At 68.8% G+C, this 26,083-nt stretch carries 26 protein-coding genes; 7 read left to right on the plus strand and 19 right to left on the minus strand.

All coding sequences use genetic code 11. The annotated features are described in order from the left end of the window. Positions 1–203 precede the first annotated feature (203 nt). Positions 204–707 carry an FBP domain-containing protein gene (locus tag KRH_RS11510; protein WP_012399400.1) on the plus strand — a complete coding sequence of 168 codons (504 nt, stop codon included), beginning with the start codon at positions 204–206 and terminating at the stop codon, positions 705–707. 86 nt (positions 708–793) lie between these two features. On the opposite strand, the gene KRH_RS11515 is transcribed toward KRH_RS11510, so the two are convergent. The 11 genes from KRH_RS11515 to KRH_RS11565 form a co-directional block, all read right to left on the minus strand. Further along, positions 794–2,143, minus strand: coding sequence for a threonine/serine ThrE exporter family protein (locus KRH_RS11515; RefSeq protein WP_041297780.1), 1,350 nt, complete (start codon positions 2,141–2,143; stop codon positions 794–796). 125 nt (positions 2,144–2,268) lie between these two features. Next, entirely contained in the window at positions 2,269–3,576 is a 1,308-nt protein-coding gene (dnaB, locus tag KRH_RS11520; protein WP_050738142.1) for a replicative DNA helicase, read from the minus strand. A 262-nt stretch (positions 3,577–3,838) separates the two neighbouring features. Beyond that, positions 3,839–4,183 (minus strand): hypothetical protein, encoded by a 345-nt coding sequence (locus KRH_RS11525; RefSeq protein WP_050738077.1) that lies wholly within the window; start codon positions 4,181–4,183, stop codon positions 3,839–3,841. 248 nt (positions 4,184–4,431) lie between these two features. Next, positions 4,432–4,881, minus strand: coding sequence for a 50S ribosomal protein L9 (rplI, locus tag KRH_RS11530; protein ID WP_012399404.1), 450 nt, complete (start codon positions 4,879–4,881; stop codon positions 4,432–4,434). Positions 4,882–4,901: 20 nt separating this feature from the next. After that, positions 4,902–5,138: a 30S ribosomal protein S18 gene (gene rpsR / locus KRH_RS11535; RefSeq protein ID WP_012399405.1), complete on the minus strand. Its 237-nt coding sequence runs from the start codon at positions 5,136–5,138 to the stop codon at positions 4,902–4,904. A gap of 66 nt (positions 5,139–5,204) precedes the next feature. Beyond that, complete coding sequence (locus KRH_RS11540) at positions 5,205–5,837, minus strand: single-stranded DNA-binding protein (protein ID WP_012399406.1); 633 nt, start codon at positions 5,835–5,837, stop codon at positions 5,205–5,207. Positions 5,838–5,958: 121 nt separating this feature from the next. After that, the gene (gene rpsF, locus KRH_RS11545) at positions 5,959–6,264 is read right to left on the minus strand and encodes a 30S ribosomal protein S6 (protein ID WP_012399407.1); all 306 of its coding nucleotides are present in this window, start codon (positions 6,262–6,264) and stop codon (positions 5,959–5,961) included. A 130-nt stretch (positions 6,265–6,394) separates the two neighbouring features. After that, on the minus strand, positions 6,395–6,814 hold the full coding sequence (locus KRH_RS12150; protein WP_050738078.1) for a TM2 domain-containing protein: 420 nt from the start codon (positions 6,812–6,814) through the stop codon (positions 6,395–6,397). Between the two features lie 49 nt (positions 6,815–6,863). Then, entirely contained in the window at positions 6,864–8,039 is a 1,176-nt protein-coding gene (locus KRH_RS11555; RefSeq protein ID WP_012399409.1) for a hypothetical protein, read from the minus strand. Positions 8,040–8,054: 15 nt separating this feature from the next. Next, positions 8,055–9,314 carry a glycosyltransferase 87 family protein gene (locus KRH_RS11560; protein WP_012399410.1) on the minus strand — a complete coding sequence of 420 codons (1,260 nt, stop codon included), beginning with the start codon at positions 9,312–9,314 and terminating at the stop codon, positions 8,055–8,057. 309 nt (positions 9,315–9,623) lie between these two features. Next, complete coding sequence (locus KRH_RS11565) at positions 9,624–11,048, minus strand: CCA tRNA nucleotidyltransferase (RefSeq protein WP_172599349.1); 1,425 nt, start codon at positions 11,046–11,048, stop codon at positions 9,624–9,626. A gap of 256 nt (positions 11,049–11,304) precedes the next feature. Here KRH_RS11565 and KRH_RS11570 point away from each other — a divergent pair, with 256 nt between their 5' ends. The 6 genes from KRH_RS11570 (at position 11,305) to KRH_RS11595 (ending at position 18,535) form a co-directional block, all read left to right on the plus strand. Then, entirely contained in the window at positions 11,305–11,805 is a 501-nt protein-coding gene (locus tag KRH_RS11570; protein WP_041297452.1) for an NUDIX hydrolase, read from the plus strand. A gap of 65 nt (positions 11,806–11,870) precedes the next feature. Beyond that, a complete protein-coding gene (gene murJ, locus KRH_RS11575; RefSeq protein WP_012399413.1) occupies positions 11,871–13,526 on the plus strand; it encodes a murein biosynthesis integral membrane protein MurJ in 1,656 nt (551 codons plus the stop codon). 65 nt (positions 13,527–13,591) lie between these two features. Next, positions 13,592–15,400: a hypothetical protein gene (locus KRH_RS11580; protein WP_012399414.1), complete on the plus strand. Its 1,809-nt coding sequence runs from the start codon at positions 13,592–13,594 to the stop codon at positions 15,398–15,400. Between the two features lie 337 nt (positions 15,401–15,737). After that, positions 15,738–16,766: a thioredoxin-disulfide reductase gene (gene trxB, locus KRH_RS11585; protein ID WP_041297453.1), complete on the plus strand. Its 1,029-nt coding sequence runs from the start codon at positions 15,738–15,740 to the stop codon at positions 16,764–16,766. 79 nt (positions 16,767–16,845) lie between these two features. Further along, positions 16,846–17,181 carry a thioredoxin gene (gene trxA, locus KRH_RS11590; RefSeq protein WP_012399416.1) on the plus strand — a complete coding sequence of 112 codons (336 nt, stop codon included), beginning with the start codon at positions 16,846–16,848 and terminating at the stop codon, positions 17,179–17,181. 157 nt (positions 17,182–17,338) lie between these two features. Continuing rightward, positions 17,339–18,535 carry a peptidoglycan-binding protein gene (locus tag KRH_RS11595; protein WP_050738079.1) on the plus strand — a complete coding sequence of 399 codons (1,197 nt, stop codon included), beginning with the start codon at positions 17,339–17,341 and terminating at the stop codon, positions 18,533–18,535. 201 nt (positions 18,536–18,736) lie between these two features. On the opposite strand, the gene KRH_RS11600 is transcribed toward KRH_RS11595, so the two are convergent. The 8 genes from KRH_RS11600 to rpmH all read right to left on the minus strand — a co-directional run bounded on the left by KRH_RS11600 (position 18,737) and on the right by rpmH (position 25,624). After that, positions 18,737–19,954, minus strand: coding sequence for a ParB/RepB/Spo0J family partition protein (locus KRH_RS11600; protein WP_387696434.1), 1,218 nt, complete (start codon positions 19,952–19,954; stop codon positions 18,737–18,739). 1,238 nt (positions 19,955–21,192) lie between these two features. After that, positions 21,193–22,047 carry a ParA family protein gene (locus KRH_RS11605; protein WP_012399419.1) on the minus strand — a complete coding sequence of 285 codons (855 nt, stop codon included), beginning with the start codon at positions 22,045–22,047 and terminating at the stop codon, positions 21,193–21,195. Positions 22,048–22,309: 262 nt separating this feature from the next. Then, positions 22,310–22,930, minus strand: coding sequence for a 16S rRNA (guanine(527)-N(7))-methyltransferase RsmG (rsmG, locus tag KRH_RS11610; RefSeq protein WP_041297783.1), 621 nt, complete (start codon positions 22,928–22,930; stop codon positions 22,310–22,312). 137 nt (positions 22,931–23,067) lie between these two features. Further along, positions 23,068–23,622: a protein jag gene (locus KRH_RS11615; protein ID WP_012399421.1), complete on the minus strand. Its 555-nt coding sequence runs from the start codon at positions 23,620–23,622 to the stop codon at positions 23,068–23,070. 13 nt (positions 23,623–23,635) lie between these two features. Continuing rightward, entirely contained in the window at positions 23,636–24,619 is a 984-nt protein-coding gene (gene yidC, locus KRH_RS11620) for a membrane protein insertase YidC (RefSeq protein ID WP_012399422.1), read from the minus strand. After that, positions 24,616–25,038 carry a membrane protein insertion efficiency factor YidD gene (yidD, locus tag KRH_RS11625; RefSeq protein WP_012399423.1) on the minus strand — a complete coding sequence of 141 codons (423 nt, stop codon included), beginning with the start codon at positions 25,036–25,038 and terminating at the stop codon, positions 24,616–24,618. Before yidD ends, yidC begins: the two co-directional genes overlap by 4 nt. Positions 25,039–25,116: 78 nt before the next feature. Next, complete coding sequence (gene rnpA, locus KRH_RS11630) at positions 25,117–25,458, minus strand: ribonuclease P protein component (RefSeq protein WP_012399424.1); 342 nt, start codon at positions 25,456–25,458, stop codon at positions 25,117–25,119. Positions 25,459–25,486: 28 nt separating this feature from the next. Then, positions 25,487–25,624, minus strand: a complete 138-nt coding sequence (gene rpmH, locus KRH_RS11635; RefSeq protein WP_012399425.1) for a 50S ribosomal protein L34 — start codon at positions 25,622–25,624, stop codon at positions 25,487–25,489. Positions 25,625–26,083: the final 459 nt, after the last annotated feature.

Consider the following 26,083-nt stretch of genomic DNA (forward strand, 5'->3'; position numbering starts at 1 on the left):
GTCGTGCGCTTTCACCCACCCCTTTCCACCTCCCCGAGGCGACCGCGCTCCACGAGCGCGCCGAACGCCGTCGCCCTCCCGCAGCACGCGGCACGACGACGCCGCCACGCACCCACCGCACTCCTTGGCACCCGGGTGCCCGCGCGCCGTCCTGACCCACACGTGGCAGGCAGGGGGAGACCATCCTCGAAGGACCAAAGAACATGAATACGCATACAGAAACCGAGATCCGCAAGAGCTTCGTCAACTGCTCCAAGGGCGCTGCGCAGCGCATCAACATCCCGCAGGACGTGCTCCACGGGGACTGGGAGTCCCAGATCTTCCTGGGCTGGTACGACCCGAAGTCGCCGCGGGCGGGCTACGTCGTCGTCGAGACCGAGCACGGGCTGCGCGGGCTGGTGCTCGAGAAGAGCGTTCAGAAGGCGAGCGGTGGCGCACGTATGTGTCAGATCTGCCTGACGTTGCACCCGGCCAGCGGCGTCTCACTGGTGTCGATCCAGCGTTCCAAGACCGCGAAGGACCGCTACAACTCCGTGGGCACCTATGTGTGCTCGAACCTGGCGTGCAGCGACTACACACTGGGGCGGCGGAAGCCCGAGGGCATCCGGCAGATGGAGGAGACCATGAGCCCAGAGGAGCGCGCCGATCGCGCGCTCACCAACATGCGCGGGCTCGTGGAGCGCGTGGCCGAGGCCATGGGGAAGTAGCGGCCACGACGGCGGGGCGGACGCGGGGAGGACCCCCCGCCGCCGGGCGCGCAGTGCGGACCGCCCCAGCTTGATCTGTGCCCGCGTCAGCTGGTGAAGGGCTTGGAGAAGATCGGAACCATGATGTCGCTGAAGTTCTCCTCGTTCGCCATCTCGCGGCGGAACTTCTGGCCCGGGTGGTGACGCACGAACTGGCGACGCCGCCCGGCCCAGAGGATCTCGGACGCCACGTACTGCCCGAGCATGCCGCCCATGCACAGGCAGAACGCGGTGATGGCAGCCTCGAGGACGTTCTCCCCGGCGTCTTCGAGGCCGAAGATCACGCCCAGGACACCCTGGTAGACGAGCATTCCCGGGAACAGCGGGAGCAGGACGACCATGAGCGTGGCGTTCGAGGCCAGGTTCAGGGCGCGGGTGAGGGTGACGCTCAGGATGCCCGCGACGATCGAGGCGATCAGAATGGCACCGAACGAACTGATGCCCGTGGCGGTGATGGCGAGGACCCCCAGCTGCACCAGGCCGCCGAATAGACCGAGGGACGCCAGCTTCCAGCCGCGCCCGCCCGAGGCGAGCGCGAAACCGGCGGAGACCACGGCGGCACCGAGGACGGTGAGGGCCCAGCGGGAGTCGTCCATCTGCAGCGTCTCGATGTAGTCCACGGAGTCCCCCACGAGCGGCCGCATGGCGTGGATCCCGATGGTCACACCGGCCACCAGACCGGCAGTGCTCGTGATGGCCTCGAAGATGCGCCCGGAGGCGGAGACGTACCACCCGGTGATGACGTCGTGCACCGCACCGTACGCGGCGATCCCCGCGAGCCACGCGGCCAGCGCGGCCACGACGCACACCGCCGTCTGGGTGATGTCGAAGAGGACCCCCGCCACGGTCGCCCCCAGCACCGCCATTAACCCCCCGGCCGCGAGGCTGAAGACCTCCGGGGCCTTGATCCGCTGCACGAGGGCGTAGACCCCGTACACGATCGCGGAGACGATCGCGGCCGTGATGGCGGTGGGCCAGCTTCCGCCCAGGATGAGGGCGAACCCGACACCGAACATCGCGAAACCGGTCATCGTCAGACGGTGGCCGATGTGCCGTGACTCCGCGAGGATCTCGTCCATGCGCTGGATGCCCTCCTCCGCGGAAATGCGTCCGAGCACGAAGTCCTCCAGCACCTGGCCGGTGTCCGTGCGCAGCTCGATGTCCAGGGTCCCGGGCTGGGACTCGAACACGCGAGTGCTCGGCGCCTCGTCCGGCGCATCCTGGTGGCTGATGGTCACCTGCCCCAGGCCTACGCTCACCGTGACGTCTCGCAGGTCCGTCTTGCGAAAGATCGACAGCAGGGACTTGGTGGTGTTGGCGGACCCGGCCCCGCTGCGGATCAGGGCGTCCGCAATCTGGAAGGCGAGTTTGTAAGCAGCCTGTTCAGTGGTGAGCACCAACAAAGCGTAGTGGGACGGGCCGGTTACGGGCGAGGTGGGTGCGATCCCAGGGGGTGGGAGGTTGGACGCAAGGCGCAGCTCGGCTCGCCCACAGCGCAGCACAAGACGGGGAGCTGAAGACTTTAGAACCCCTCCAGCGCCATGTTCGCGAACCGTGAGTAGTGGCCCTGGAACGCCACCACGATGGTCTTCGTGGGACCGTTGCGGTGCTTGGCCACGATCACGTCCGCCTCACCCGCGCGCGGCGACTCCTTGTCGTAGACGTCCTCGCGGTGCAGCAGGATGACCATGTCCGCATCCTGCTCAATTGACCCCGATTCACGCAGATCACTCACCTGCGGCTTCTTGTCCTGGCGCTGCTCCGCGCCTCGGTTCAGCTGGGACAGCGCCACCACGGGCACGTCCAGCTCCTTGGCGAGCAGCTTGAGGGCACGGGAGAACTCGGAGACCTCCTGCTGGCGGGACTCCACTTTCTTGCCGGAGCTCATGAGCTGCAGGTAGTCCAGGACCACGAGCTTGAGGTCGTGCTTCTGCTTGAGCCGGCGGCACTTGGCGCGGATCTCCATGAGAGACATGTTCGGGGAGTCGTCGATGAACAGGGGCGCCTCGTTCATCTTGCCCATGATCTGCGCGATCTTCGCCCACTGGTCGTCCTGCAGGGTGCCCGCCCGGAGGTCCTGCATGTTGAGGGTGCCCTCCGCGGAGAGCAGGCGCATGGCGATCTCGTTGCGGCTCATCTCCAGGGAGAAGATCACCGAGGTCATCCCGTGCTTGATGGAGGCCGAACGGGCGATGTCGAGGGCGAGCGTGGACTTGCCCATGGCGGGGCGCGCGGCGATCACGATCATCTGCCCGCCCTGGAACCCGTGAGTCAGCTCGTCCAGTTCCAGGAACCCCGTGGGAACACCCTGCATGCCCGAGCGGCTGCCCGCGGCCTCGATCTCGTCCACGGTGGCTTCCATGACGTCCTTGAGCGGGACGTAGTCCTCCGCGGTGCGGCGTTCGGCCACCTGGTAGATCTCGCCCTGGGCCTCGTTGACGATGTCATCCACTTCACCGTCCTGCGCGTAGCCCAGCTGCACGATCTTGGTGCCGGCCTCCACGAGCCGCCGCAGCACAGCGCGCTCACGCACGATCTCCGCGTAGAAGCCGGCGTTGGCCGCCGTGGGCACCGAGGCGATCAGCGAGTGGAGGTAGGCGATCCCGCCGATCCGCTCGATCTCCCCATTCTTGGTGAGCTCGTCCCCCACGGTGATGGCGTCCGCGGGCTCCCCGCGCCCGTAGAGAGAGACGACGGCGTCGTAGATGTTCTCGTGCGCGGGCTTGTAGAAGTCCACGCCCCGCAGCACTTCCACCACGTCCGCGATGGCGTCCTTGGAGAGCATCATCCCGCCCAGCACCGACTGCTCGGCCTGGTTGTCGTGCGGCATGGTGCGGCCGTAGTCCTCGCGGGACCCGGAAGTGTAGTCCGACACCCTCACTCACTTTCTGTCAGGGGAGGCACCCCGATCCCCGGGGCACCGGTCCCATTCTGGCACCACCCTCCGACCCTCACCGCAGGTCCCGGCAACGGCCCACGACACTCGTCCACGCCTGTGGAAAACCCTGTGGGCAACGTGTGGAACACGCCACGCGGCACTGTGCACAGTGTGTGGATAGAGCTGTGGACAACCAACGGATCCTGTGGGCTGCTCAGCTCAGCAGGGTCAGGGCCACGAGCCAGAGGAGCGGCGAGCACAGGATCGCCAGGACCAGCACCAGGATGTAGCGCCCTCGCAGTGCCGGGAACGCCACGACCCCGGCCACCCCGATCACGGCGGCCACCAGGGAGGCGATCACGCTCAGCACGAGTCCCGCCAGCAGCACCCCCATCGCGGCCTGGGCGCTGAACGAGTTGCCCGCCAGGAACGCCCCGAGGAAGCACCCCACGGTGAGCACCACGCACCCCAGCCCCGCCCAGAAGAGCCGTCGGCCGGTGGTGGATCGTGCTGAGGTCCCTCGACCGGTGCCCGGCCGGCTCGTGCTCACGGAGATCATGGTCCGATCCTGCCACGCCGCCCTGCGCAGGCACTGGACGGCCCGAGGTGTGGACGAGCCCCGGAGGCCAGCTCCGGGGCTCGACAGGATGAACGTGGCGTGGGTGTGCAAGAACCCCGCGGAACATCGGTTCCACGGGGTTCCCACGAATCGTCCGACCATCCGCCGTGCACGCCACCGGCTCACCCGCGGACACGCGCACCCGGTGGACGCTCCACGCACCGCGCTGCGGTGGTGGGGCACGGTGATCAGGCGGGGACGACCTCGAACTCGACGTTCGCGTTGACGTCCTCGTGCAGGTGGACCACGGCCTGGTACACGCCAGTGGTCTTGATGCGCTGGGTCAGGTCCACGCGACGCTTGTCGATGGAACCCAGACCGGCGTTCTCCACCGCGGAAGCGATGTCGCCGGCACGCACCGTACCGAACAGACGACCCTCAGCACCGGCCGTGACCGGAACGGTCAGCGTGGTGGAGGTCAGCTTGGCGGCGAGAGCCTGGGCGTCCTCGAGGGAAGACAGCTCACGGGCCGCACGAGCCTGCTTGATGGATTCGATCTGCTTCTCGGCGCCACGGCTCCACGGGGTGGCGAAGCCGCGGGGGAACAGGAAGTTACGGGCGTAGCCGTTCTTCACGTCCACCACGTCGCCTGCGGAACCGAGCCCGGAGACTTCCTGGGTCAAGATGATCTTTGCCATGAATTCTCAGTCCTCTCTGATCAGCGGCCGGCGCCGGAGTAGGGCAGCAGTGCCACTTCGCGAGCGTTCTTGATCGCCTGGGCAATCTTGCGCTGCTCCTGGACGGACACGCCGGTCACGCGGCGAGCGCGGATCTTTCCGCGATCGGAGATGAACTTGCGCAGCAGAGCGACGTCCTTGTAGTCGATCTCGGTGACGTCAGCCGCCTTGAGCGGGTTCTGCTTCGGTTTCGGCTTGCGGATCTCAGCCTTGGCCATCGTGGTGCTCCTTTTCTGGTGCGGAGCCCGCAGGCGGACCTGCGGGATGGGGTTGATTGGTTGTGTTTAGAAGGGGGGCTCGTCCTCGGAGTCGGCACCCCAGTCGTAGTTCCCGCCGGAGGACTGACCCCAGGGGTCTCCTGCCTGCTGCGGTCGCTGCTGGCCACCACGGCTGCCCTGGTTCCCGTTGAACCCGCCGCCCTGGTTGCCACCCTGATTGAAGCCGCCGCCCTGGGAGTCGTTGAATCCTCCCTGGCCGCCGCCCTGGCCTCCACCGAAGCCGCCCTGACCGCCGCCGAAGCCCTGGTTCCCGCCGTAGGAGTTGCCTCCGCCGCGCGAGTTCCGGTTGATCTTGGCGGTCGCGTACTTCATGGAGGGGCCGATCTCATCCACTTCCAGCTCGGTGCTGGTGCGGCGCTCCCCTTCTTTGGTCTCGTACGAGCGTGCCTTGAGGCGGCCCTGCACGATCACCCGAGTGCCCTTGGTGAGGGACTCGGCGACGTTCTCGGCGGCCTCACGCCACACCGAGCAACGCATGAAAAGGGTTTCCTGGTCCTTCCACTCGTTGCTCTGCCGGTCGAAGGCGCGCGGGGTGGACGCAACGGTGAAGTTGGCCACCGCGGCTCCGGACGGCGTGAAGCGCAACTCGGGGTCTGCGGTCAGATTTCCGATCACGGTGATGACGGTGTCGCCAGCCATGTGAACCTCCGGATGTGTGGACGCTGGATGCGAGACTCAGTGGGTTGACAAGCATCTCACGGGGCCCGTGGGACCCTCGCGGGAGCATGTGGTGTGCAGTCCGGATGGACGGCACGTCACCTCACTTGCCGTGGATCTTCTGCTCTTCCGGGCGGATGATCTTGGTACGCATCACGGCCTCGTTGAGGCTCAGCACGCGGTCCAGTTCCTTGGCGGTCTGCGGCTCGGCGGTGAAGTTCACCACGGCGTAGATGCCCTCGGACTTCTTCTGGATCTCGTAGGCCAGGCGACGACGGCCCCAGATGTCGAGCTTGTCGACGGTGCCGTTCTCCTTGGTGACGACCTCGAGGAACTTCTTGAGGGTCGGCTCGACGGCGCGCTCCTCCACCTCGGGGTTGAGGATGACCATCAATTCGTATTCACGCATGTAAAGAACCCACCTCCTTCGGGCTAAGCGGCTGCGGTCCTTCCGCAGCAGGAGGTTCTGTGCGTTTGTCGGTGCCGGCACACGTTCGACGCACGGCACACAGACTTGCCCACTTTACTACAGCGGGGGCTCAGTAGCCACTCACGCGGCGGGCCAACCGGGCGTTGAGCGTGGCCACGCGCAGCGGGATCACGAAGATGTCGATCAGCAGCAGCAGCCACAGCGGGAACAGCAGGAACCAGCCGATGAGGATCCCGGTGGTCAGCCACCCGATGACACCCAGGGTCAGGTAGATCAGACCCTGGAAGGGTTGCGCGAGGTAGAACTTGTGGATCCCCAGCTGCCCCAGGAAGAACCACAGCACATAGGCCAGCAGCGTGGACTTGCCGCCCACCACGTTCACGTTGACCACACCGCCGGAGGGGCCCTGCTGACCCCACTGGGTGGCGCCGCCGGCCGGGCCGAACGGTGCTCCCTGCCGGTGGCCCCCGACTGCGCCGTCCCGCGGCGGCAGGGGCTGCGCCCGGTAGTACTCGGGTTCCTCGGCCATGTCGACCTCCTGTTCTCTCCCCGGCTGCCGTGATGCAGCCATCTCGATTCTAGGAGGGCCGGGCACCTGCCGTCCGGTGGCTCTGCGCTGGGCGCAGCCGCACGTCGACGTTCGCGTGCTCGCCCGTGGTCCGCGCCGTGGCCTCGATGTCGAAGAACACGGGGCGGCTGAGCCTCTGCCCGTTCTGCAGCCACGTGACGGTGGCCTCGGCCCTGCGGAACTGCGCGGCGTGGAACGCCAGCGGATCGTTCGCATCCTGGTCGAGCAGCAGCGCCGGGCGCGCCTTCAGCTCCCACTGCACGTTCGACACCCCCGGGGGCAACTTCCCGCTCGCCGCTAACCCGCCGCTTACGGAACTCCCGGTGGAGGACGACGCCTCCCGCTCCAGTTCCCGGGGCAGCGGGCACTCGGCCGCGTCGAAGCGCAGCACGTTGCGGCACCGACCCACGGCCTCCTGCACAGCGCGGTCCACGGCCCGCCACAGCCGCGGGGAGGGCGTGAACGTGACCCGTGTGCTCGCAGATTCCGGCGCGTCCAATGATATGAACATGGACGCATGTTCACTGGCCATGAGGTACGAGTCCTCCGGCAGGGCGACGTCGTACCGGCCGGGGAGCCCCTCGAAGCGCCACGTGCGCTCGGGCGAACCGGGTGCGGCCCCCTCCGTGCCGATGGTGCTGGCCTCCTCCGGGCGCACCTTCTGGCCGTTGACGGACAGTGCGTCCACGGCCGCGGGCAGCCGGACCGCCACGGTGGCGTTGTCCCGCTCGCGCAGCTGCCACGAGTCGTTGAACGGCCCCCAGGCGGTGACACGGTGCACGGTGTACCCGCGCCGCACCGTGGAGCCGTCCCCGAGGGCCACCTCCACGTCCACGCGTGCGCGGTCCCTGGACACGCGGGTGTCCACGACCTCGTGGTGGACAGGCCGGTCCGCAGCCGCCCGGTAGGCCGAGTTTCCCAGGATCTGGTGCAGCTCGGGATCCCCCGCCACGCGCAGGGGCGCCATCACCTGACGGGAGCTTCCCCCCTCCAGGTACCGCAGGTAGGTGTCCACGGGAGCCGCGGGATCCCGCGCCACGAGCACGTAGTTGGCTGCGGTGGACCACGCCGTCACGGCCACCACCACGAACGCGAGCACCAGGGCGAGGGGCAGCCGCAGGGCGCGCATCGGGGGCAGGTCGAGATGGTGGACGATCCGCGGATCGCGCGCTGGGGGAGGCACCACGGGTCACTCAGCCCGTCACTGGACGGCCGAGGCGCCCAGAGCGGCGGCCTTGCGACCCCGGAACATGTCCACGACCACGGCCACCACCAGGTAGACGAGGAACAGGTAGCGCACCACGGCCAGCAGGTCCTGCGCGTTCCACCCAAAATCCTGGACCCACGGCAGCGTGGGCCACGCCGAGGCGGGCAGCACCACGGTGGCCCAGTAGAGCATCTCCACCACCTGCCACAGGGCGAACTCCACCCAGTTGCGGCGGCACAGGATCACGAGCGGCACGAGCCACACCACGTAGCCCAGCGAGTACTCCTTGGCCAGCAGGATGTAGAGCGCGAGCAGCAGGAACGTCACCTGCACCACGGAGGGCTCCCGCTTGCTCAGCAGCGAGATCAGCAGCACGAACACCAGGGCCAGGACCATGCTCAGCAGCACGAACTGGCCACCGTCCCCCGCGCCCAGGGACACCCCGGTGCGCGGTTCCACGGTGGAGCTCCACACGTTCCACAGGGAGGGCTTGGACGTGCCCGAACGGAGCATGTCGTTGAACTGCGCGAGCCACCGGTCCCACGCGGTGATCATGTAGGTGCCGTTGATCACCGCCCACGCGAACACCGCCCACAGCAGCGCCGAGACGATGTCCTTGAGGAAGCGGTGCCGCGCCGCCATGATCAGAATGGCCACCAGCACCACCACGGGGAAGAACGCCACGGACGCCCCGAAGCCCACCATGATGCCCGCGACCGCGGGATTGCCCCGCACGTAGCCGAGCAGGGCCAGCATCATGAACAGCACGGCCCACAAGTCCCAGCTCTGAAACCCCACCAGCACGATCACTGGTGACAGCGCCATCACCAGCGCGTCCGCGCGCCGGTTGCCGCTCAGCGAGGACACCACGCCCACGATGGCGAGCCACACCAGGGCCAGCAGCACCACGGAGAGGTCCAGGTAGAAGCCCTTGCCCACGTCCAGCCCCATGAGCGCGGACAGGTTGGAGGCGAACCACCCGATGATGGTGGTGATCATGCCCACCAGCACGGGCTGGTCCCCGGTGGGCCCGCCCGTGAAGAACCCTCCCGCGACGTCCGAGGAGTGCACCCCGAGGTCCCCGGAGTCGATCACGGTGGCGCACAGCTGCGGCACCTGCTGCGCCATGTTCCAGTCCGGCACGTGGCACGGGATCCGGATCAGGTAGGCCATCATCACCGTGTAGAGCCCGACGCCCAGCAGCATCAGACCGGCGCTGCCTCCGGCTCTGTTGCGCGCACCTTCGAGGCTCATGCGGGTCTCCTGGGACGTGGACGGGAATCGAGCACCAGTGTTCCACGGGTGCGCGCACGGAGGGCGTCATGGCGCGTCACGAGCGCGACGCGTCCACGGCCCGTGCCGTCCGGCCGCCCCGCCGCGAGCACACCGGGTCCGGGCCCGCCCCTTCGCGGGCGCACCGGGTCCGGGCCCGCCCCTTCGCGGGCGCACCGGGTCCGGGCCCGCCGCGTCACCACGGTTCAGGCGTCCGCCCGCCCGGTCGCCAGCGCACCACCCGCCGCCGGGCACTCCGGGGTGGCGGTCGTCGGCCGGTGGAACCCGGGGTCAGGAGTCGATGATCCCCTTCTCTCGCGCCCACCGCAGCAGCCGCTCCCGGGCGACGTCCTCCCCCACGGCGCCCTCGTCCAGCCGCATCTCCAGCAGGAAGGCGTAGGCCCGCCCCACCTGGGGTCCCGGCGGGATGCCCAGGATCTCCATGATCTGCTGACCGTCCAGCTCGGGCCGCACGGCCTGGAGCTGCTCCTGCTCGGCGAGCTGGGCGATGCGCCGTTCGAGTTCGTCGTAGTGCCCCGCCAGGCGGGAGGCCTTGCGGCGGTTGCGCGTGGTCACGTCCGAACGGGTCAGCCGGTGCAGGCGCTCGAGCTCGTCCCCGGCGTCCCGCACGTAGCGGCGCACCGCGGAGTCGGTCCAGTCCGCCTCGCCATATCCGTAGAAGCGCATATGCAGCTCGACGAGCCGCGTGACCTTTTTGACGGTGTCGTTGTCGAAGCGCAGCGCCTTCATGCGCTTGCGGGTGAGCTTGGCGCCCACCACCTCGTGGTGCCGGAAGCTCACCGCCCCGGACGGCTCGAAGCGCCGGGTGGCGGGCTTGCCCACGTCGTGCATCAGGGCGGCGAAGCGCAGCACGAAGTCCGGGGCGGGGACCGGGCCGTCCGGGCCCGTCTCCTTCTCTGCGGCCTGTTCCATGACCGTGAGGGAATGCTGGTAGACGTCCTTGTGGTGGTGCGCCTCGTCCGTCTCCAGCTGCAGCGCCGGGACTTCAGGGAGCACGATCTGCGCGAGCCCGGTGTCCACCATGAGCTCGATGCCCCGCCGCGGGTGGGCACCGCAGACCAGCTTGACCAGCTCCTCCCGCACGCGCTCGGCGGAGACGATCTCGATCCGCTGGGCCATGGCCGTCATGGCCTCCCGCACGGGCTCCGCCACGGTCAGCCCCAGCTGGGACGTGAACCGCGCGGCGCGCATCATGCGCAGGGGGTCGTCCGTGAAGGAGTCCTCCGGGGTCCCCGGGGTGCGCAGCACACCGGCGTGCAGGTCCCTGATGCCCCCGAACGGATCCACGAGCTCCAGGCCCGGCAGCCGCAGGGCCATGGCGTTGACGGTGAAGTCGCGGCGCCGCAGGTCCTCCGTGAGGTCGTCCCCGAACGCCACGGTGGGCTTGCGGGACCCGGGGTCGTAGGCCTCCGCGCGGTAGGTGGTGACCTCCAGCTGCATCCCCGCCTTGCGCATCCCGATGGTCCCGAAGTCCCGCCCGATCTCCCAGTGCGCGTCCGCCCAGTCGCGGATGACCGCGAGCGTCTGGTCCGGGCTCGCGTCCGTGGTGAAGTCCAGGTCCAGGGCCTCGCGCCCGAGCAGCAGGTCCCGGACCGGCCCTCCCACGAGGGACAGCTCGTGCCCGGCGCGCTCGAAGAGCCGGCCCAGTTCGAGGGAGACGGGATGGAGGGAGGAGGTGTCCAGCAGCTGCGTCATGATGCGAGCCATTATCGCATCACCGCACACACGGGACGGTCCCGGGGAAGGCGGCGTACGGCGTCGTCGTCGTGTCCTGCGGCCCTCCCCGCGAGCGCCGCGAGAGCTCGGGGACCGGGGGCTGCGCGTCGGCCGGGTCGCTGTGGCGCACCGGCTCCGGCGTGGCGGGCGCGCCGGGGTGCGCCCGCGCGATACCGCCGCCCGGACGCCCCACCCCGTCAGGGAGTGCCAGGGGAATGTGGCTAAGGTAGACGACATGGCTTTCCCCGTACCCAGCGCGCCCAAGAGGCGACCGAACCAACCGGTCTCCGCGCTGCCCACGGTGGAAGAGGTCTCGGCCGGTGGGATCGTGGTCAACCTGTCCGACCCCACGCATCCGGTGGCCATCATCGCTCGCATCAACCGCGGCGGGAGGCTCGAATGGTGCCTGCCCAAGGGTCATCCCGAGGGCGAGGAGACCAATCAGGAAGCCGCCGTGCGGGAGATCGAGGAGGAAACCGGGATCATGGGCCGGGTGCTCTCCCCGCTGGGCAGCATCGACTACTGGTTCACCGTCTCCGGGCACCGCGTGCACAAGACCGTCCACCACTTCCTGCTGGAGGCCACCGGCGGGCACCTGACCACGGAGAACGATCCCGACCACGAGGCCGTGGACGTCGCGTGGTCCGGGATCGACGACCTCGGCCGCAAGCTGTCCTTCCCCAATGAACGGCGCATCGCCGACATCGCCCGGGAATACATCATCCACCAGTTGTAGGGTGTCCCGTTCGAACCGTTCCGCGCCGCGGGCGGTCCCACCCCTCGTGCAGGAGGCCTTGTTCGATGCAGAAGTCCGGGGCGCGCGCCAGCGCCGTCATGGCCTCCGGGACGCTGGTGTCACGGATCCTGGGTTTCGTCAAGACCTTCCTCATCACGGTGGCCATCGGCTCCGCGGCCACCATGGCGGACGTGTTCCAGCTGGCCAACACGCTGCCCAACCTGATCTACGTGCTGATCGCCGGCGGCGTGTTCAACGCGGTGCTGGTCCCGCAGATCATCAAGGCCTCGAAGGCCGAGGACGAGGGCGCGGACTACATCTCCCGGCTCATCACGCTCGCGGTGATCGCGCTGCTGGTGATCACCGGTGCGGTGCTGCTGTGCGTGGGGCCCATCATGCGGCTCATGGGTCCGGGCTGGTCCGACGCGCAGCTGGCCATGGGCACGATGTTCGCGGTGATCACCTTCCCGCAGATCTTCTTCTACGGCCTCTACACCGTGGTGGGCCAGGTGCTCAACGCCAAGGGCGCGTTCGGCGCGTACATGTGGGCTCCGGTGCTCAACAACGTGATCGCGATCGCGGCACTGCTGATGTTCATCTACCAGTTCGGCCCGTTCCGCACCCACCCGCACTCGCTGGAGAACTGGACGTCCGCGCAGACCTTCTGGCTCGTGGGCATGGCCACGGTGGGCGTGGCCGCGCAGGCGTTCGTGCTGTTCTGGCCCCTCGCCCGGCTGGGGCTGCGCATCCGCCCGCGCTTCGGCTGGCGCGGCATCGGACTGTCCACGGCGGGGCGCCTGGGCGGGTGGACCCTGGCCACGGGTGTGATCGCCAACCTCGCGTTCATGGCCCTGTACCGCACCGCCGCCATCCCCACGGGTGCGCGCTCCGACGCTCCCGCGGGCCCGGGCGGTCCGACGCCCATCGCGGGCACGGCCGTGCTGGACCAGGCCACGATGCTCTACGCCCTGCCCCACGGGGTGATCGGGCTGTCCATCGCCACCGTGCTGTTCAACCGCATGGCGGCCGCGGCGGCGGAGAAGGACCGTGAGTCCCTCGTGGCCTCCCTGTCCTCGAGCCTGCGGGTCACGGGGGTGGCCACGGTGTTCTGCATGATCGCGCTCATCGTTTACGCGGGGCCGCTGGGGATGCTGTTCTCGGGCGGCGTGCCAGCGGCGGGCGCCGTGATCGGCCAGGTGATCACCGTGATCGCCATCGGCGCGCCGTTCATGTCCACCGCGTTCATGCTGGGCCGGGCGTTCTACGCGCAGGAGGACGCCCGCACCCCGTTCATGGTGCAGCTCGCGGTGTCCGTGTTCACGGTGCTCGGCGCGGTGCTCATCGCCCACCTCCTCCCGCCCGAGCAGATGGTCTTCGCGATCGCCGCGTGCTACGCGGTGCAGAACATCCTGGCCACCGTGGTCTACCACTACGCCCTGAAACGGCGGATCGGGGACTACGGGCTGTCCCGCATCGTGGGCTCGCACGCCCGCATCCTGGCGGCGTCGCTGGTCTCCGGTGCCGTGGGCGCCGCAGTGCTGTGGCTCATGGGCGGGTACGCCACGGACGGGTTCCCGTGGGGCGGTCAGCTCTCCGCGCTCATCAGCATCGCCGTGGGCGGGACCGCCATGGCGCTGAGCTACGCGGTGGCCCTGAAGGTGTTCCGGGTGCAGGAGTTCACCGGTCTGGTGGCCCCGCTGAGGGCCAGGCTCGGCCGGTAGACTGCCGGAAAGTTCGTTCTCGCGTCCGTGCGACCGCCGCGGCGCCCGAAGCAGAGGGAGCCACCGTGTCCCAGCCCATCGCCCTCGGAGCCATCCTGGGTGGCCGCTACAAGGTCAGCGCCTCCCTGCTGAGCACCGCGGACGACGACCACGTGCTGCAGGGTGAGGACCAGATCCTGCGGCGTCGTGTCTCCATCCTGGTGCCCGCCGACGCCCACGAGGCCACGGTGGTGGAGAACGCCCGCGCGCTGGCCGCCGGTGCGGGCCACAGCGGCTTCCAGGTGCTGGACATGGGCCAGACCGATGAGGCCACCTACCTCATCACCTCCTACGCACCGGCCCCGGACCTGCTCGACGCCCTGCTCTTCGCGGACGAGAACGCGGACGACTACTCCCTCTCGGACGACATCTTCGGCAACCCGCGCACCGCGTCCTCCGCCTCGTACATCTACCAGGAGCCCGATCCCACCCAGCCGCAGCAGAGCGTGGCGCCGCGTGAGGAGGGCCAGCCCCCGACCGAGCCCGCCGTGACCCGCTGGGAGGCCTCGGACTACGACGACTACGACTCCGCCCCTGCCGCCCCCTCCGTGCGCAACAAGCTGGGCCTCGCCCGGAAGGTGCGCCCCGGTGCCGTGCGCTCCACACTGTTCGACCGCGCGGCCTCCCGCGGCGGTTCTGCCGGGGCCACCGTGGCCGCCGGCGCGATCGACCCCACCTACGACGGCGACAACCGCTACGACAGCTACCAGCGCACCGAGGGCAAGCCGGACCGCCTGGACGAGCGTCACGGCGCCTCGCGCACGTCCCCGTCCCCTGACGACGACGCCGCACGCCACTCCCCGGGGTCGGGCACCGTTGGTGCCGAGCACGACGCCGCGGGCCCGGGTGCTCGGACCCCCGCCGGTTCCGGCTCCCCGAACACGGCGGGCGGAGCGGAGGCGGCCGAGCAGGGCGAGGCCGGTGAACCCACCTCCGCGATGCACGTGGCGGCCGGCGGATCGGATGCGGCGGCCGCCGCCGGTGCCGTAGGAGCGGACGCGGGGAACGGGCCCCGGCACCACGGCGATGCGGATCCCGCGGATCGCACCGATGCCGCGGCCCCCGCGGATTCCGTGACGGGTGCCGACACCTCCGCGACGAACCCCACGGACGCGGACCCCGCCAGCCCCGCGGACGGCCCGGACGGTCCTGCGGGCGCCCACCCCGCGGCCCCCGCCGACGAGTCCCGCAAGGGACCCCTGCGGTGGCTGCTCCTCCTGCTCCTGGCCATCGTGCTGATCGCGGCCATCGTGATGGGCTTCCGCGGCCTGGGTGCCCTCACGGGGCAGTTTTCCCAGCAGGGCCCCGCCCAGCAGAACGCGGCACCGGGCGACCCGCAGGGCACACCGGGCGCGTCTGCGGCCCCGAGCGCCTCCGCCGCCCCCGCGATCGACTCCGTCAAGCGTGTGACCGCGGACCCCAACTTCATGGCGGACACGGACGCCACCTTGAATCAGGCCACGGACGGCAACCCCGCCACCTTCTGGCTGAGCTACGGCTTCTCGGACGCCCGGTTCGGCAGCCTCGCGGAGTATGTGGGCCTGGCGGCCCAGCTGAAGGAGCCCGCCACCGCGCAGGAGCTCACCATCCAGCAGGCCAACGGCAGCGGCGGGCAGTTCACGGTCTACGTGGCGGATGAGCCCAGCTTCGAGGGCGCGCAGGAAGTGGGGAAGGGCTCCTTCACCGGTCCCGAGACCCGCGTGCCCCTCTCGGACGCCGCACGCAGCACCCCGCACCGCTACGTGCTCGTCAAGTGGACCGAGCTGCCGCGGCTCACCAGCTCCATCGGCGGGTACCCGTTCGGGCTGCGGATCGGCGAGATCGGACTCCGCTGAGCGCCCGCCGCCCCGCCCGCCCGTCGGGCCGCGGCCTCCGCACAGCCTGCCGGGTCACCGGCCGAACGTCGCACAGGCCTGTCGCACCGGCCTCCCCGGCTCGCCGGACGGCTGCGTGTCCGCACTACCACCGCCGCGCCCGTCCGTCGGGCCTCGTGGAACGGCGAGCACCGGACGTGGCGAGCCCACCGCGCAGAGGGCGTGGGCGCCGTCGTTCTCCGTGCGGTGGGCCCTGCCCGGGTGCCCCCGGACACCGGAATATCTGAACGTGCTCCCCACGTTCTGACGTGTAGTTGACCTCCGCACACGCGGAGACTCGTGGAAAGGCTTCCTACCAGTGAGCAATCAGTCCGGCATCTTCTCGAATGCTGTGAACCTCGGCGTCACGGGCGTCCCGCAGTCCGCCACCACCCCGGCGGAGCGCACGGGGGACGACGCCGTGCACGACGTCGTCATCGTGGGTTCCGGCCCCGCGGGGTACACCGCCGCGATCTACACGGCGCGCGCGAACCTCAAGCCCGTGGTGCTGGCCGGCTCCGTGACCGCGGGCGGCGAGCTCATGAACACCACCGAGGTGGAGAACTACCCCGGTTTCATCGACGGCATCATGGGCCCGGAGCTCATGGACAACATGCAGCAGCAGGCCGAGCGGTTCGGCGCGGACATCCGCTACGAGGACGTCGTCTCCGTGGAGCTCGAGGGCGAGGTCAAGACCGTCACCCTCGAGGACGGCACGGTGCTGCGGGCGCGCGCGGTGATCATCTCCACCGGTTCCGAGTACCGCAAGCTGGGCCTCGAGGACGAGGAGCGGCTCTCAGGCCACGGCGTCTCGTGGTGCGCCACGTGCGACGGCTTCTTCTTCAAGGGCCAGGACATCGCGGTGGTGGGCGGCGGCGACTCCGCGATCGAGGAGGCGACCTTCCTGACCAAATTCGCGGACAAGGTCACTCTGATCCACCGCCGGGACCAGTTCCGCGCCTCGGACATCATGAAGCAGCGGGCCCTGGACGATCCCAAGATTGAGATCCTGTGGAACACCCGGGTCACGGGCATCCGCGGCGAGAACAAGGTGGAGTCCCTGGCCCTGGAGGACACCGTGACCGGAGAGAGCTCCGAGCTGGCGGTGACCGGCCTGTTCGTGGCCATCGGCTCCGACCCACGCGTGGGCCTCGTCAAGGACCAGCTGGAGCTCACGGTGGACAACACCATCGCCGTGGACGGCCGCTCCTCGACCACGTCCCTGCCCGGCGTGTTCGCCGCCGGGGATGTCGTGGACCCCACCTACCGCCAGGCCATCACGGCGGCAGGCTCCGGGTGCGTGGCCGCGGTGGACGTGGAGCACTACCTCGCCGCCCTGGACAGCTGACCCCCGCCCCCAACACTCCCCGCACGCGCGGCACCGGCCGAGGGCCCGTGCCGTGCGGCACCGACGAAAGGACACAGTCATGAGCGCAGCAAAGGACGTCACCGACGCCACCTTCCAGGCCGAGGTGCTGGAGAACTCCAAGCCCACCATCGTGGACTTCTGGGCCGAGTGGTGCGGCCCGTGCCGGCAGCTGGGCCCCGTGCTCGACGCCCTGGCCGCCGAGCACGCCGAGCAGGTGGACGTGGTCAAGGTCAACGTGGACGACAACCCCGCCATCGCCTCGCAGTACGGCATCACGTCCATCCCCGCGGTCTACCTCTTCGCCAACGGCGAAGTGGCCAAGACCTCGATCGGCGCGAAGCCCAAGTCCGCCCTGGAGAAGGAGTTCGCGGAGTACCTCACCCCCTCCGCGTGACACCCCCTGCCCGGGCCCGCACCGTACCTCCGGTACGCGGGCCCGGGTTTTCTCTGAGACGATGCACTGCAGACCGAACACCCGCCCGTGCGGGCCCATCGACCACAGGGAGATCCACGTGCCGCACCCCACTCCCGGAGCCGCCCTCCGCCACGGTATGACCGATCGACGTGTCGCGGGGCTCAGGGAGCGTCTCGTCCGCGCGGGAGCGGACGACGCCGCCCTGTCGCCCGACGCGGCCACGGACCCGACCGTGTTCGACCAGCGCGTGGACGGTGCGGTGCGCGGGTTCCAGCAGCGCAAGGGACTCATCGTGGACGGCGTGGTGGGGCCGGACACCGAGTCCGCCCTCAACGACGCTCAGTACGCCCTGGGCGACCGGCCCCTCTCGCACCAGCGGGACACCCCCATGCACGGGGACGACGTCGAGGAGCTGCAGAACAACCTGTCCCTGTTGGGTTTCTACTACGGACACCTGGACGGCACCTTCGCCCGGCAGACGGAGTACGCCGTCAAGGAGCTGCAGAGCAGCCTGGGTGTTCCGGAGGACGGCGTGGTGGGTCTGGACACGCTCACCGGACTCGCGCGGGTCAGCAAGAAGATCACCACGTCCAAGGCCTTCTCCCTGCGCGACCACCGGCGGCTGCAGTCCCTCCACGAGGCGCTGCGCGGACGCGAGGTGATCCTCGTGCCGTCCTCGGGCACCTCACCCACCGAGCCCCACGGGGCGCCGGACAGCTTCGGCCCCGAGCAGGACGCGATCACCCGGGACGTCGCCCTGCGGGCCCACGACCTGCTCTCCACCGTGGGGGCGGTCCCCGTCCTGGTGGACCCTGTGCTCGCGGACCCCGAGGCAGAGACAGCAGGGCAGCACGGGGAAGCCACTGACCGCCCCTGCCTGTCCAGCTACGCCGACGCCATCACGGCACACCCCGGGGCTTTGGTGCTGTGCCTGCAGTGTGACTGGAACACCTCCCCCCAGGCCCAGGGCGTGGCGACGTTCTACTGGGGGGATCCTGTCACGGGTCAGTCCTACGCCCCCATTGGGCACGCGGCCTCCGACATGGTCCTGCGAGAGCTGGTGGCCCGTACCGGGGCCCAGGACCTCGGAAGCCACGCCCGTCAGTGGAGCGGCCTGCGCACCACCGGCGCGGCGGCCGCCTGGGTCGACCTGGGTTACCTCTCGCACGAGGCCGAGGCGGCCAAGCTGCACGATTCGACCTACAGGGCTCGGCTCGCAGAGGCCCTGCTGTGCGGACTGCAGCGCATGCTCGTCCGCACTCCGGAGTCAACGGCCACGGGCACGATGAGTCTCGCCGACATCCAGGCCTACTACAGGGAGAACCACTCCTGACGGCCCCTGGGTGAGAACCGGGTCTCATGAAGCCCTCCCTGGCACCGTGATGATATGAGAACGCCCCGATGTTTCACGTGAAACATCGGGGCGTTCTTCTGTATCGGGCGGTGGAGCGCTGACCTGCGACCCCGTCCCCGGCGAGGGGCTACCCTGGGGTGCAGGGAATCCCCAAACCCATCGACGAGGTCATCGGCCCGATCAGCTCTCGGTGTCCATCTTGGGGTCCAGGACGTCGATGATGCGGTTCAGATCCTCCACGGAGGCGAACTCAATGGTCATCTTGCCCTTGCGGGCGCCCAACTGGATCTTCACACTGGTGTCCAGCTTGTCCGAGAAAGCATCGGCGATGTAGCCCAGCCGGTCATCGTGGCGGGTGGACGGCGCCTTGCGACGCCCCTTCGACCGCTTGAGGCCGTCGGAGAGCGCCACGGCCTCCTCCGTGGCGCGCACGGACAGCCCCTCCGCCACGATGCGCTGCGCGAGCCGCTCCATGTCTGCGGGGTCAGTCAGAGCCAGCAGCGCCCGCGCGTGGCCCGAACTGAGCACCCCGGCCGCCACCCGTCGCTGCACGAGAGCCGGCAGTCGCAGCAGACGAAGGGTGTTCGAGATCTGCGGCCGTGAGCGTCCGATTCGCTCCGACAGCTGCTCCTGGGTGGCCCCGAACTCCTGCATGAGCTGCTGGTAGGCCGCCGCCTCTTCCAGAGGGTTGAGCTGTGCCCGGTGCAGGTTCTCCAGCAGGGCGTCGCGCAGAAGGTCGTTGTCCGCCGTCTCCCGGACGATGGCGGGGATAGTGTCCAGCCCGGCAGCCTGGACGGCACGCCAGCGCCGCTCACCCATGACGAGTTCGTACCGCTCCGGGCCCTCGTCACGGCTGGGGCGCACGACGACGGGCTGCAGAACACCGAGCTCCTTGACGGAGAAGGCCAGTTCCGCCAGTTCGTCCTCGTCGAACACCTGACGTGGCTGCTTTCGGTTGGGGTGGATGTTCGCGACCGACAGCTCCGCAAACACGGCGCCGGGAACCTCGCGGAGCTCCTCAGCTGCATGGTCGTCATCCCCGCCGCGGTTCGCGGCGGTCTTCTTCTGGCTGCCCGAGGCCGATCGAACCCCGGCCTTCTGTGCATCCGGGTTTTCAGCCGAAACTTTCCCCTCCCCGCTCGTACCGTCGACGTCGGAGGAACTCGTTCGATGATCCTCCACCGCCGTACCGGCCGCATCTAACTGAGCGGAGGTCGCCGCCGGTGCCTTGCGCTCGGACGAGGCCGGCTGAGTTTGGTGTGAGGACACCGTGGGAGATGATGTTTCACGTGGAACATCGTCACGAGCCTGACTCTTTGTAGGAGCTGGTTCAGTGCTGGGACGTGACGCTTCGCGTTCGGCGCCGGATGGTGCACCATGTTCAGCGGAATGTGCCATATCCGACGTTCTCGTTGCACGAGCCTGCTTGCGCCCGACACCCTGAGACTCGTCTGCCAGCTGCTCCCGGGGCTGAGCGTCTCCGTTCTGCGCGACCCCAGGCGCCGGCCTCTGAGTACGGCCATTGGACCGATCATTGCGATCGTGTGGCTGCGCTTCCTGCTCGGACGGCAGGAAGAACATGTCGACGGGCCGGCTCACCGACGTCGTGCTCCGAAGAGCCTGCACCATGTCGCGGCGCTTCTTTGTCTTCACGTCAGCTGGGCGACCCGCGTTCGATGCGGCTCGCGATGTTTCACGTGAAACATCGTCAACCCGGGAGCCCATGGAGGCGCTGGTTCGCTGTCCCGCAGAGGTGGCTGCGGCGTTATCGGCGTTTTGCGACCTGGTTGAAGACGGCTGCGCTGCCTTGCTGCCAGCATTGGGTGCGGTCCGAGACGCGGACGACGCGGTCTTAGCAGATGTCGCGGACTTCTTTGCCGGGGTTTTCGTCTTGATGCCGTTGCTCCGTGATGAGCTGGACGTTGACGTCGCCGCCTCAGCACGATCTTGCGGTGCGTTCGACGGCGCGGAGGCCGCATCGCCCGCGCGCGGCGACGATGCCCTGTCCGACTGCTCCTCGGAAGTGTCCCCACTGGGGATGAGGGCGCCAAGTCCTCGTCCCAGGCCCCGTCGACGTTCAGCCACTGTCATGTCCTTTCCCTACGGATGTTCCACCCCATCGTAGTCGGCCGCGAGAAGACAGACGCGGTGCCCGCTCCATCGGGGCTCGCCGATGGGGTCGCTGGTCATCCCCCGCAGGATGGAGTTCCGGAGGAACCTGTGGTGACATAGGAATGGTCTCCGAACATATGCCACGCACGGGCTAGGGAGCGGGGGCTCCCGGGCAGGCTTTGCTTACAGTGAGGACCAGGAATGTTTCACGTGAAACATGGCCGAAAAGAGAGCGGGGTCAGGCCCGTAGGTCCACACAGCGGCCGTTGCCGAGTAAGGGTTACTTCGGGGCGGGAACTCACTCGCAAGACGACAGACCGCCCGTCAGCCGCAGCGAACCGCCTTGTTTGCCAACTGGTGGACCAGGCGCCGCGCCGTCTGTACGTCATTTCGCGCCCTACAGCCCTACAGCCCTACAGCCCTACAGCCCTACAGCCCTACAGCCCTACAGCCCTACAGCCCTACAGCCCTACAGCCCTACAGCCCTACAGCGATGATGATGTCCCACGCCGCGCCTCAAAGCACTACGAGCGCGGTTCCCGCGTGGCGAGTTCGGCCGCGGCCTCAAGGTAGGACAGTGCGCCCGTAGAGCTGGGATCGTACGTGATCACGCTCTGCTGGTAGCTGGGCGCCTCGGAGATGCGCACGGAGCGCGGAATCATGGTTTCCATGACCTCGTCGGGGAAGTGCTGACGCACCTCGTCGGCCACTTGGGAGGCCAGGTTGGTGCGCCCGTCGTACATGGTCAGCAGGATGGAGGACACCGTGAGCTTGGGGTTCAGGTGCTTCTGGATCATGGAGATGTTGTTGAGCAGCTGGCTCAAACCCTCCAGGGCGTAGTACTCGCACTGAATGGGGATCAGCACCTCGGTAGCGGCCACGAATGCGTTGATGGTCAGCAGCCCCAGGCTAGGCGGGCAGTCGATGAACACGTAGTCCAGTCGGGGGAGCCCCTGATCTTCACGCGCCGTGGCGTAGTCGGCCAGCGCGCGCTGCAACCTCTGCTCACGGGCCACCACGGAAACGAGCTCGATCTCGGCACCGGCCAGGTCGATGGTGGCCGGCAGGACCCAGAGGTTCTGCATCTCCGGGGACTCCTTGACCACATCGGCCACGGGCACCTCGTCGATGAGCACGTCGTAGACGGAGTCGGCGTCCGATCCGTGGGGGATGCCCAGGGCCGTGGAGGCGTTGCCCTGCGGATCATTGTCCACCACCAGGACGTTCTGCCCCTGCTTGGCCAGGGCAACCGCGAGGTTCACCGAAGTGCTGGTCTTGCCCACCCCGCCCTTCTGGTTGCTGATGGTGATGTAGCGGGTGGCGGTCGGCGGATCCAGCTGCACGTTCTTCAGCTTGGCCCGGCGCTTGTTCTCTTCCACGAGTTTCCTCCCCAGGGCGGTATCAGCCACCGCGTCTTGTGCTGCGAGACCAGCGTGGCCCTCTGTTTCACGTGAAACATGCTTCCCGCGATCCGGGACAACTTTTTCCGGCTGATTCGCGGGGTCGGGAGGGAGCCCGAAGTCGTGCCCGCGCGTCACGGCCTTGTCGGCGTGCTCCGGAGTGGTCATCGACGGTTCCTTCCCTGGCTGAGGCGGTGCTCCCCGTAGCTTATCGGCATCCACACCCATCGCCCGGTGCGCCTCAGAGGACCAGGCGGACCACCGTGGTGGGCTCGGCCAGCAAGGACGCCCCAGCGGTGACCACCTCGGAGGAACGCACCCCGAAGCGACCGAACTTCTTGGACGCCCTGTCCAGCTCCTCCTGGGCGGACCTCCCCTTGAGCGCGAGGAGCTCCCCCGAGCCCTTGAGCAGGGGGAGGGTGATGTCCACGAGACCGACAAGTGCGGAGACGGCACGCGCGGTCACCACGTCCACCGGTCCGACGTCCTTCTTCGCCTGTTCCGCGCGAGCCCGCAGAACCGTGACGTTGTCCAGTCCGAGGTCCGCAACCACCTCGTCGAGCCACACGACACGGCGCTCGAGAGGTTCCACGAGGGTGAGGTGCAGATCCGGCCGGGCGATCGCCAGGCAGAGCCCGGGCAGACCCGCACCCGAACCCACGTCCACCACCCGGGCGTCCGGAGCGATGAGCTCCTGCACCACGGCGCAGTTGAGCACGTGGCGTTCCCACAGCCGGGGCGCCTCGCGGGGCCCGATCAGGCCGCGCACGATGCCCGAGGAGGCCAGGTGCTCCGTGTAGCGCTGCGCGAGCTCCAGCCGCTCGCCGAAGATGGTGCGCGCGGCACCCTCCAGCTCACCCAGGGCGGGCGCGGGCTGGGGCTCCGGGGCCGCGCGGTGCTCGGAGGTCCCGTCGGTCCGTTCCTCCGCGGAGGGTACCGAGCGATCAGTCTGCCCGCTGCCGCTGGACGCCCGACGACCGTGGGCGCGATCCGCCGAGCTCACGCGCCCGCCGAGATGACGATGTGGCGGTCCGCTCCGTCACCCTCGGACTCGGAGGTCAGACCGGCCTCGGCCACGGCGTCGTGCACGATCTTGCGCTCGTAGGCGGACAGCGGGGGCAGGTGGACGGGCTGGCCGTCCGCGCGGACCCGGGCCACGGCGTCGTCGGCCATGGTGTGGAGCTGGGAGGCACGCTCGTCACGGTGTCCGGCGACGTCCAGGATCAGCCGGCTGCGCCGCTGGGTGGCGCTGAGCACCGCCAGCCGGGCGAGCTCCTGCAGGGCGTCGACCGTCTCGCCGTCGCGGCCCACGAGAGCCTGCAGCTCGGCGTCGTCGTCCTCGGCGACCACGGACACGTAGGTGCGGCCGTCCCGCACCTCGATGTCGATGTCACCGTCGATGTCCGCGGTGTCGAGGAGCTCCTCGATGTAGTCCGCGGCGATCTCACCCTCCTCCTCGAGGGGGGAGAGCGAGGACTCCTGGGCGTCGACCTCGCCCGCCTGCGCCTGGGCGTCCTGCGGGGTGGTCTCCCGGGTGTGGTCCGTCTCGTTCATGGCAGGCGACCTCTCAGCCGTTGTTCTTCTTGGTCTGCTGCTTCTGGCGCTTCTTGGACACGGGCTGGTTGCGCTGTCCCGCGGCCGCCCGCACCCGCTGCTCCTCGAGCTTGTCCTCGTGCTCCTTCTTGGACATGCCCACGGGAGGCAGACCCTTGGCCGCACGACGCTCGTTGAGCTCCCGCTCGGCCTGCGAGCCCTTGGTGGGGTTGTTGCGGATGACCCACCACTGCTGGCCCATGGACCAGAGGTTGGACACGGTCCAGTACACGAGCACGCCCAGCGGGAAGTTGATGCCGCCGATCGCGAAGATCAGCGGGAACAGGTAGAGCATCATCTGCTGCTGGCGGTACATGGGCGACTCCTTGGCGGAGTCGCTCATGTTGCGGGAGGTCAGCTGCTTCTGGGTGATGAACTGCGTGGCGCTCATGGCCACGATCATCACGAGCGCGAGGACCACGGTGGCCGCATGGTTGCCCGTGCCCGGCTGCATCAGCGTGGAGAACAGGGGAGCACCGAAGATGGTGGACTCGTTGAACTCGTGAACCATCTGCGGCGTGAGCAGGTGGATGGCCTCGTTGTTGGCCGCCGCCTGCGGCACCGAGCGCAGCACCTGGAACAGCGCGAAGAAGATGGGCATCTGCACGATGATGGGCAGGCACGCCGCGAACGGGTTGGACCCGTGCTCCTTGTACAGCGCCATCTGCTCCTCGGCCATGGCCTGGCGGGAGAGCTGGTCCTTCTTGCCCTTGTACTTGGCCTGCAGCTTGGCGAGCTCCGGCTGCAGCTCCTGCATCCCCCGCATGGACTTGATCTGCTTGAGGAACAGCGGGATGGTCAGCGTGCGCATCACCAGGGTCAGGCCCACGATGCACAGCACCCAGGTGAAACCGGAGGTGGGGTCCAGCCCGATCAGGGTGAACAGTTCGTGGAACGCCCACAGGACCGCGGAGACGATCCATTTGAAGGGCAGCAGAATCATGTCGAAGAAGTTCATCGAGCCTCAGCTCCTTGAGCCGCGTGCTGGCGGTCCTGGCAGTCGTGCGTGTACTCGCGCACGAGGTTCGGGTGGTTGAGCAGAACGATCTTGGGGGTCTCGACCGCGGAGGAGAACTCCCGGCCCCCCGCAGGGACCCTGTCGATCCCCCCGGCCGCCCACGGATGGCACCGCAGCAGCCGCCGGACGCTCAGCCCCAGACCGCGCACCGCCCCGTGGACCGTGAAGGCTTCCAGCGCGTAGGCGGAGCAGGAGGGGAAGTAGCGGCACACGTCCCCGTACAGCGGGGACACGATGGTGCGGTAGAGCTTGAGGAGCGCGATGCACAGGTTCTGCGGCGCCTTCTTGACGGCGCTCAGCAGCCCCCCGGAGGTGTCGTACTCGTGCGGTGCGCGCGCAAGGAGCTGTTCAGGAGTCACCCGTGACGCCACGCGCACCTCCTTCTCGATCGACTACCCGGCAGGTTACGGCATGGTGCCCGGGGCTTGCTGGGAAACTCACGCGCAGCGGCGCACGGCGGTGGCGACGGCGGACCGGTAGTCCCGCGCCAGTTCGTCCCACGGCGCGGTGGCGGCGGGAGGCAGCGCGCGGACCACCAGGTCCATGCCCTCCGGCCGTTCGCGAACCGTCTCGGCGCTCAGCTCTCGGAGCCTGCGCTTGACCTTGTTGCGGGTCACCGCGTTGCCCACGGCCTTGGAGACCACGAACCCCACGCGGCTGGGTGCGCCCGTGCTCAGGCGCACGGATACGACGACGTTCCGGCGGCCCCCACGGGCGCCGGAACGTACAGTGGTCGAGAAGTGCGCAGAGGTCCGCATCCGGTGCCTGGTGGGCAGCACGATGCGAACCTCGCGGGGTGGGGAGGGCTCAGGCCGAGAGGCTGGCGCGGCCCTTGCTGCGGCGGGCGCCGATGATGGCGCGGCCGGCACGGGTGCGCATGCGAGCACGGAAGCCGTGCTTGCGGGCGCGACGGCGGTTGTTGGGCTGGAAAGTCCGCTTGGGCATTAGTCACTCCACGAGGTTGGACAACGGTGAGCCAACTGCAGGATGTCGCAGGGGGCGCACGCGGTAGGTTTCAGGGGGCGTGCAGGCACGCAAAAATCACGGCCCAACACGCACAAGACTAATTCACAGTAGTCGATCCGCCCCCGGGGGTCAAATCCCGTGCCCGTCCGCGAGCCCTCCCCGCAACGGCCCACCAGGGGTTCGCGGTCTCTCCACATCTGTGCAGACGGACCTCCACAGCGGTGTGGAAAACGGGTTCTGCACCCCACCGGGAGGACGGTTATCCCCAGCCCGGAACTACATCTTTGTAGTTCTCCGGGCCCGCGAATCCGGGCTATGAACTGCCCCGATCCATGTTCTAGGCTGATCCCCACGGCCGCCCCCTCACGATTTATCCACCGCTGTGAACAACTCTGTGGAAAACTGGGCCGTCCCAGTCCATCACGTCAGGAGTCGCTC

The sequence above is a fragment of the Kocuria rhizophila DC2201 genome (assembly GCF_000010285.1).
Classification (GTDB): Bacteria; Actinomycetota; Actinomycetes; order Actinomycetales; family Micrococcaceae; genus Kocuria; species Kocuria rhizophila_A.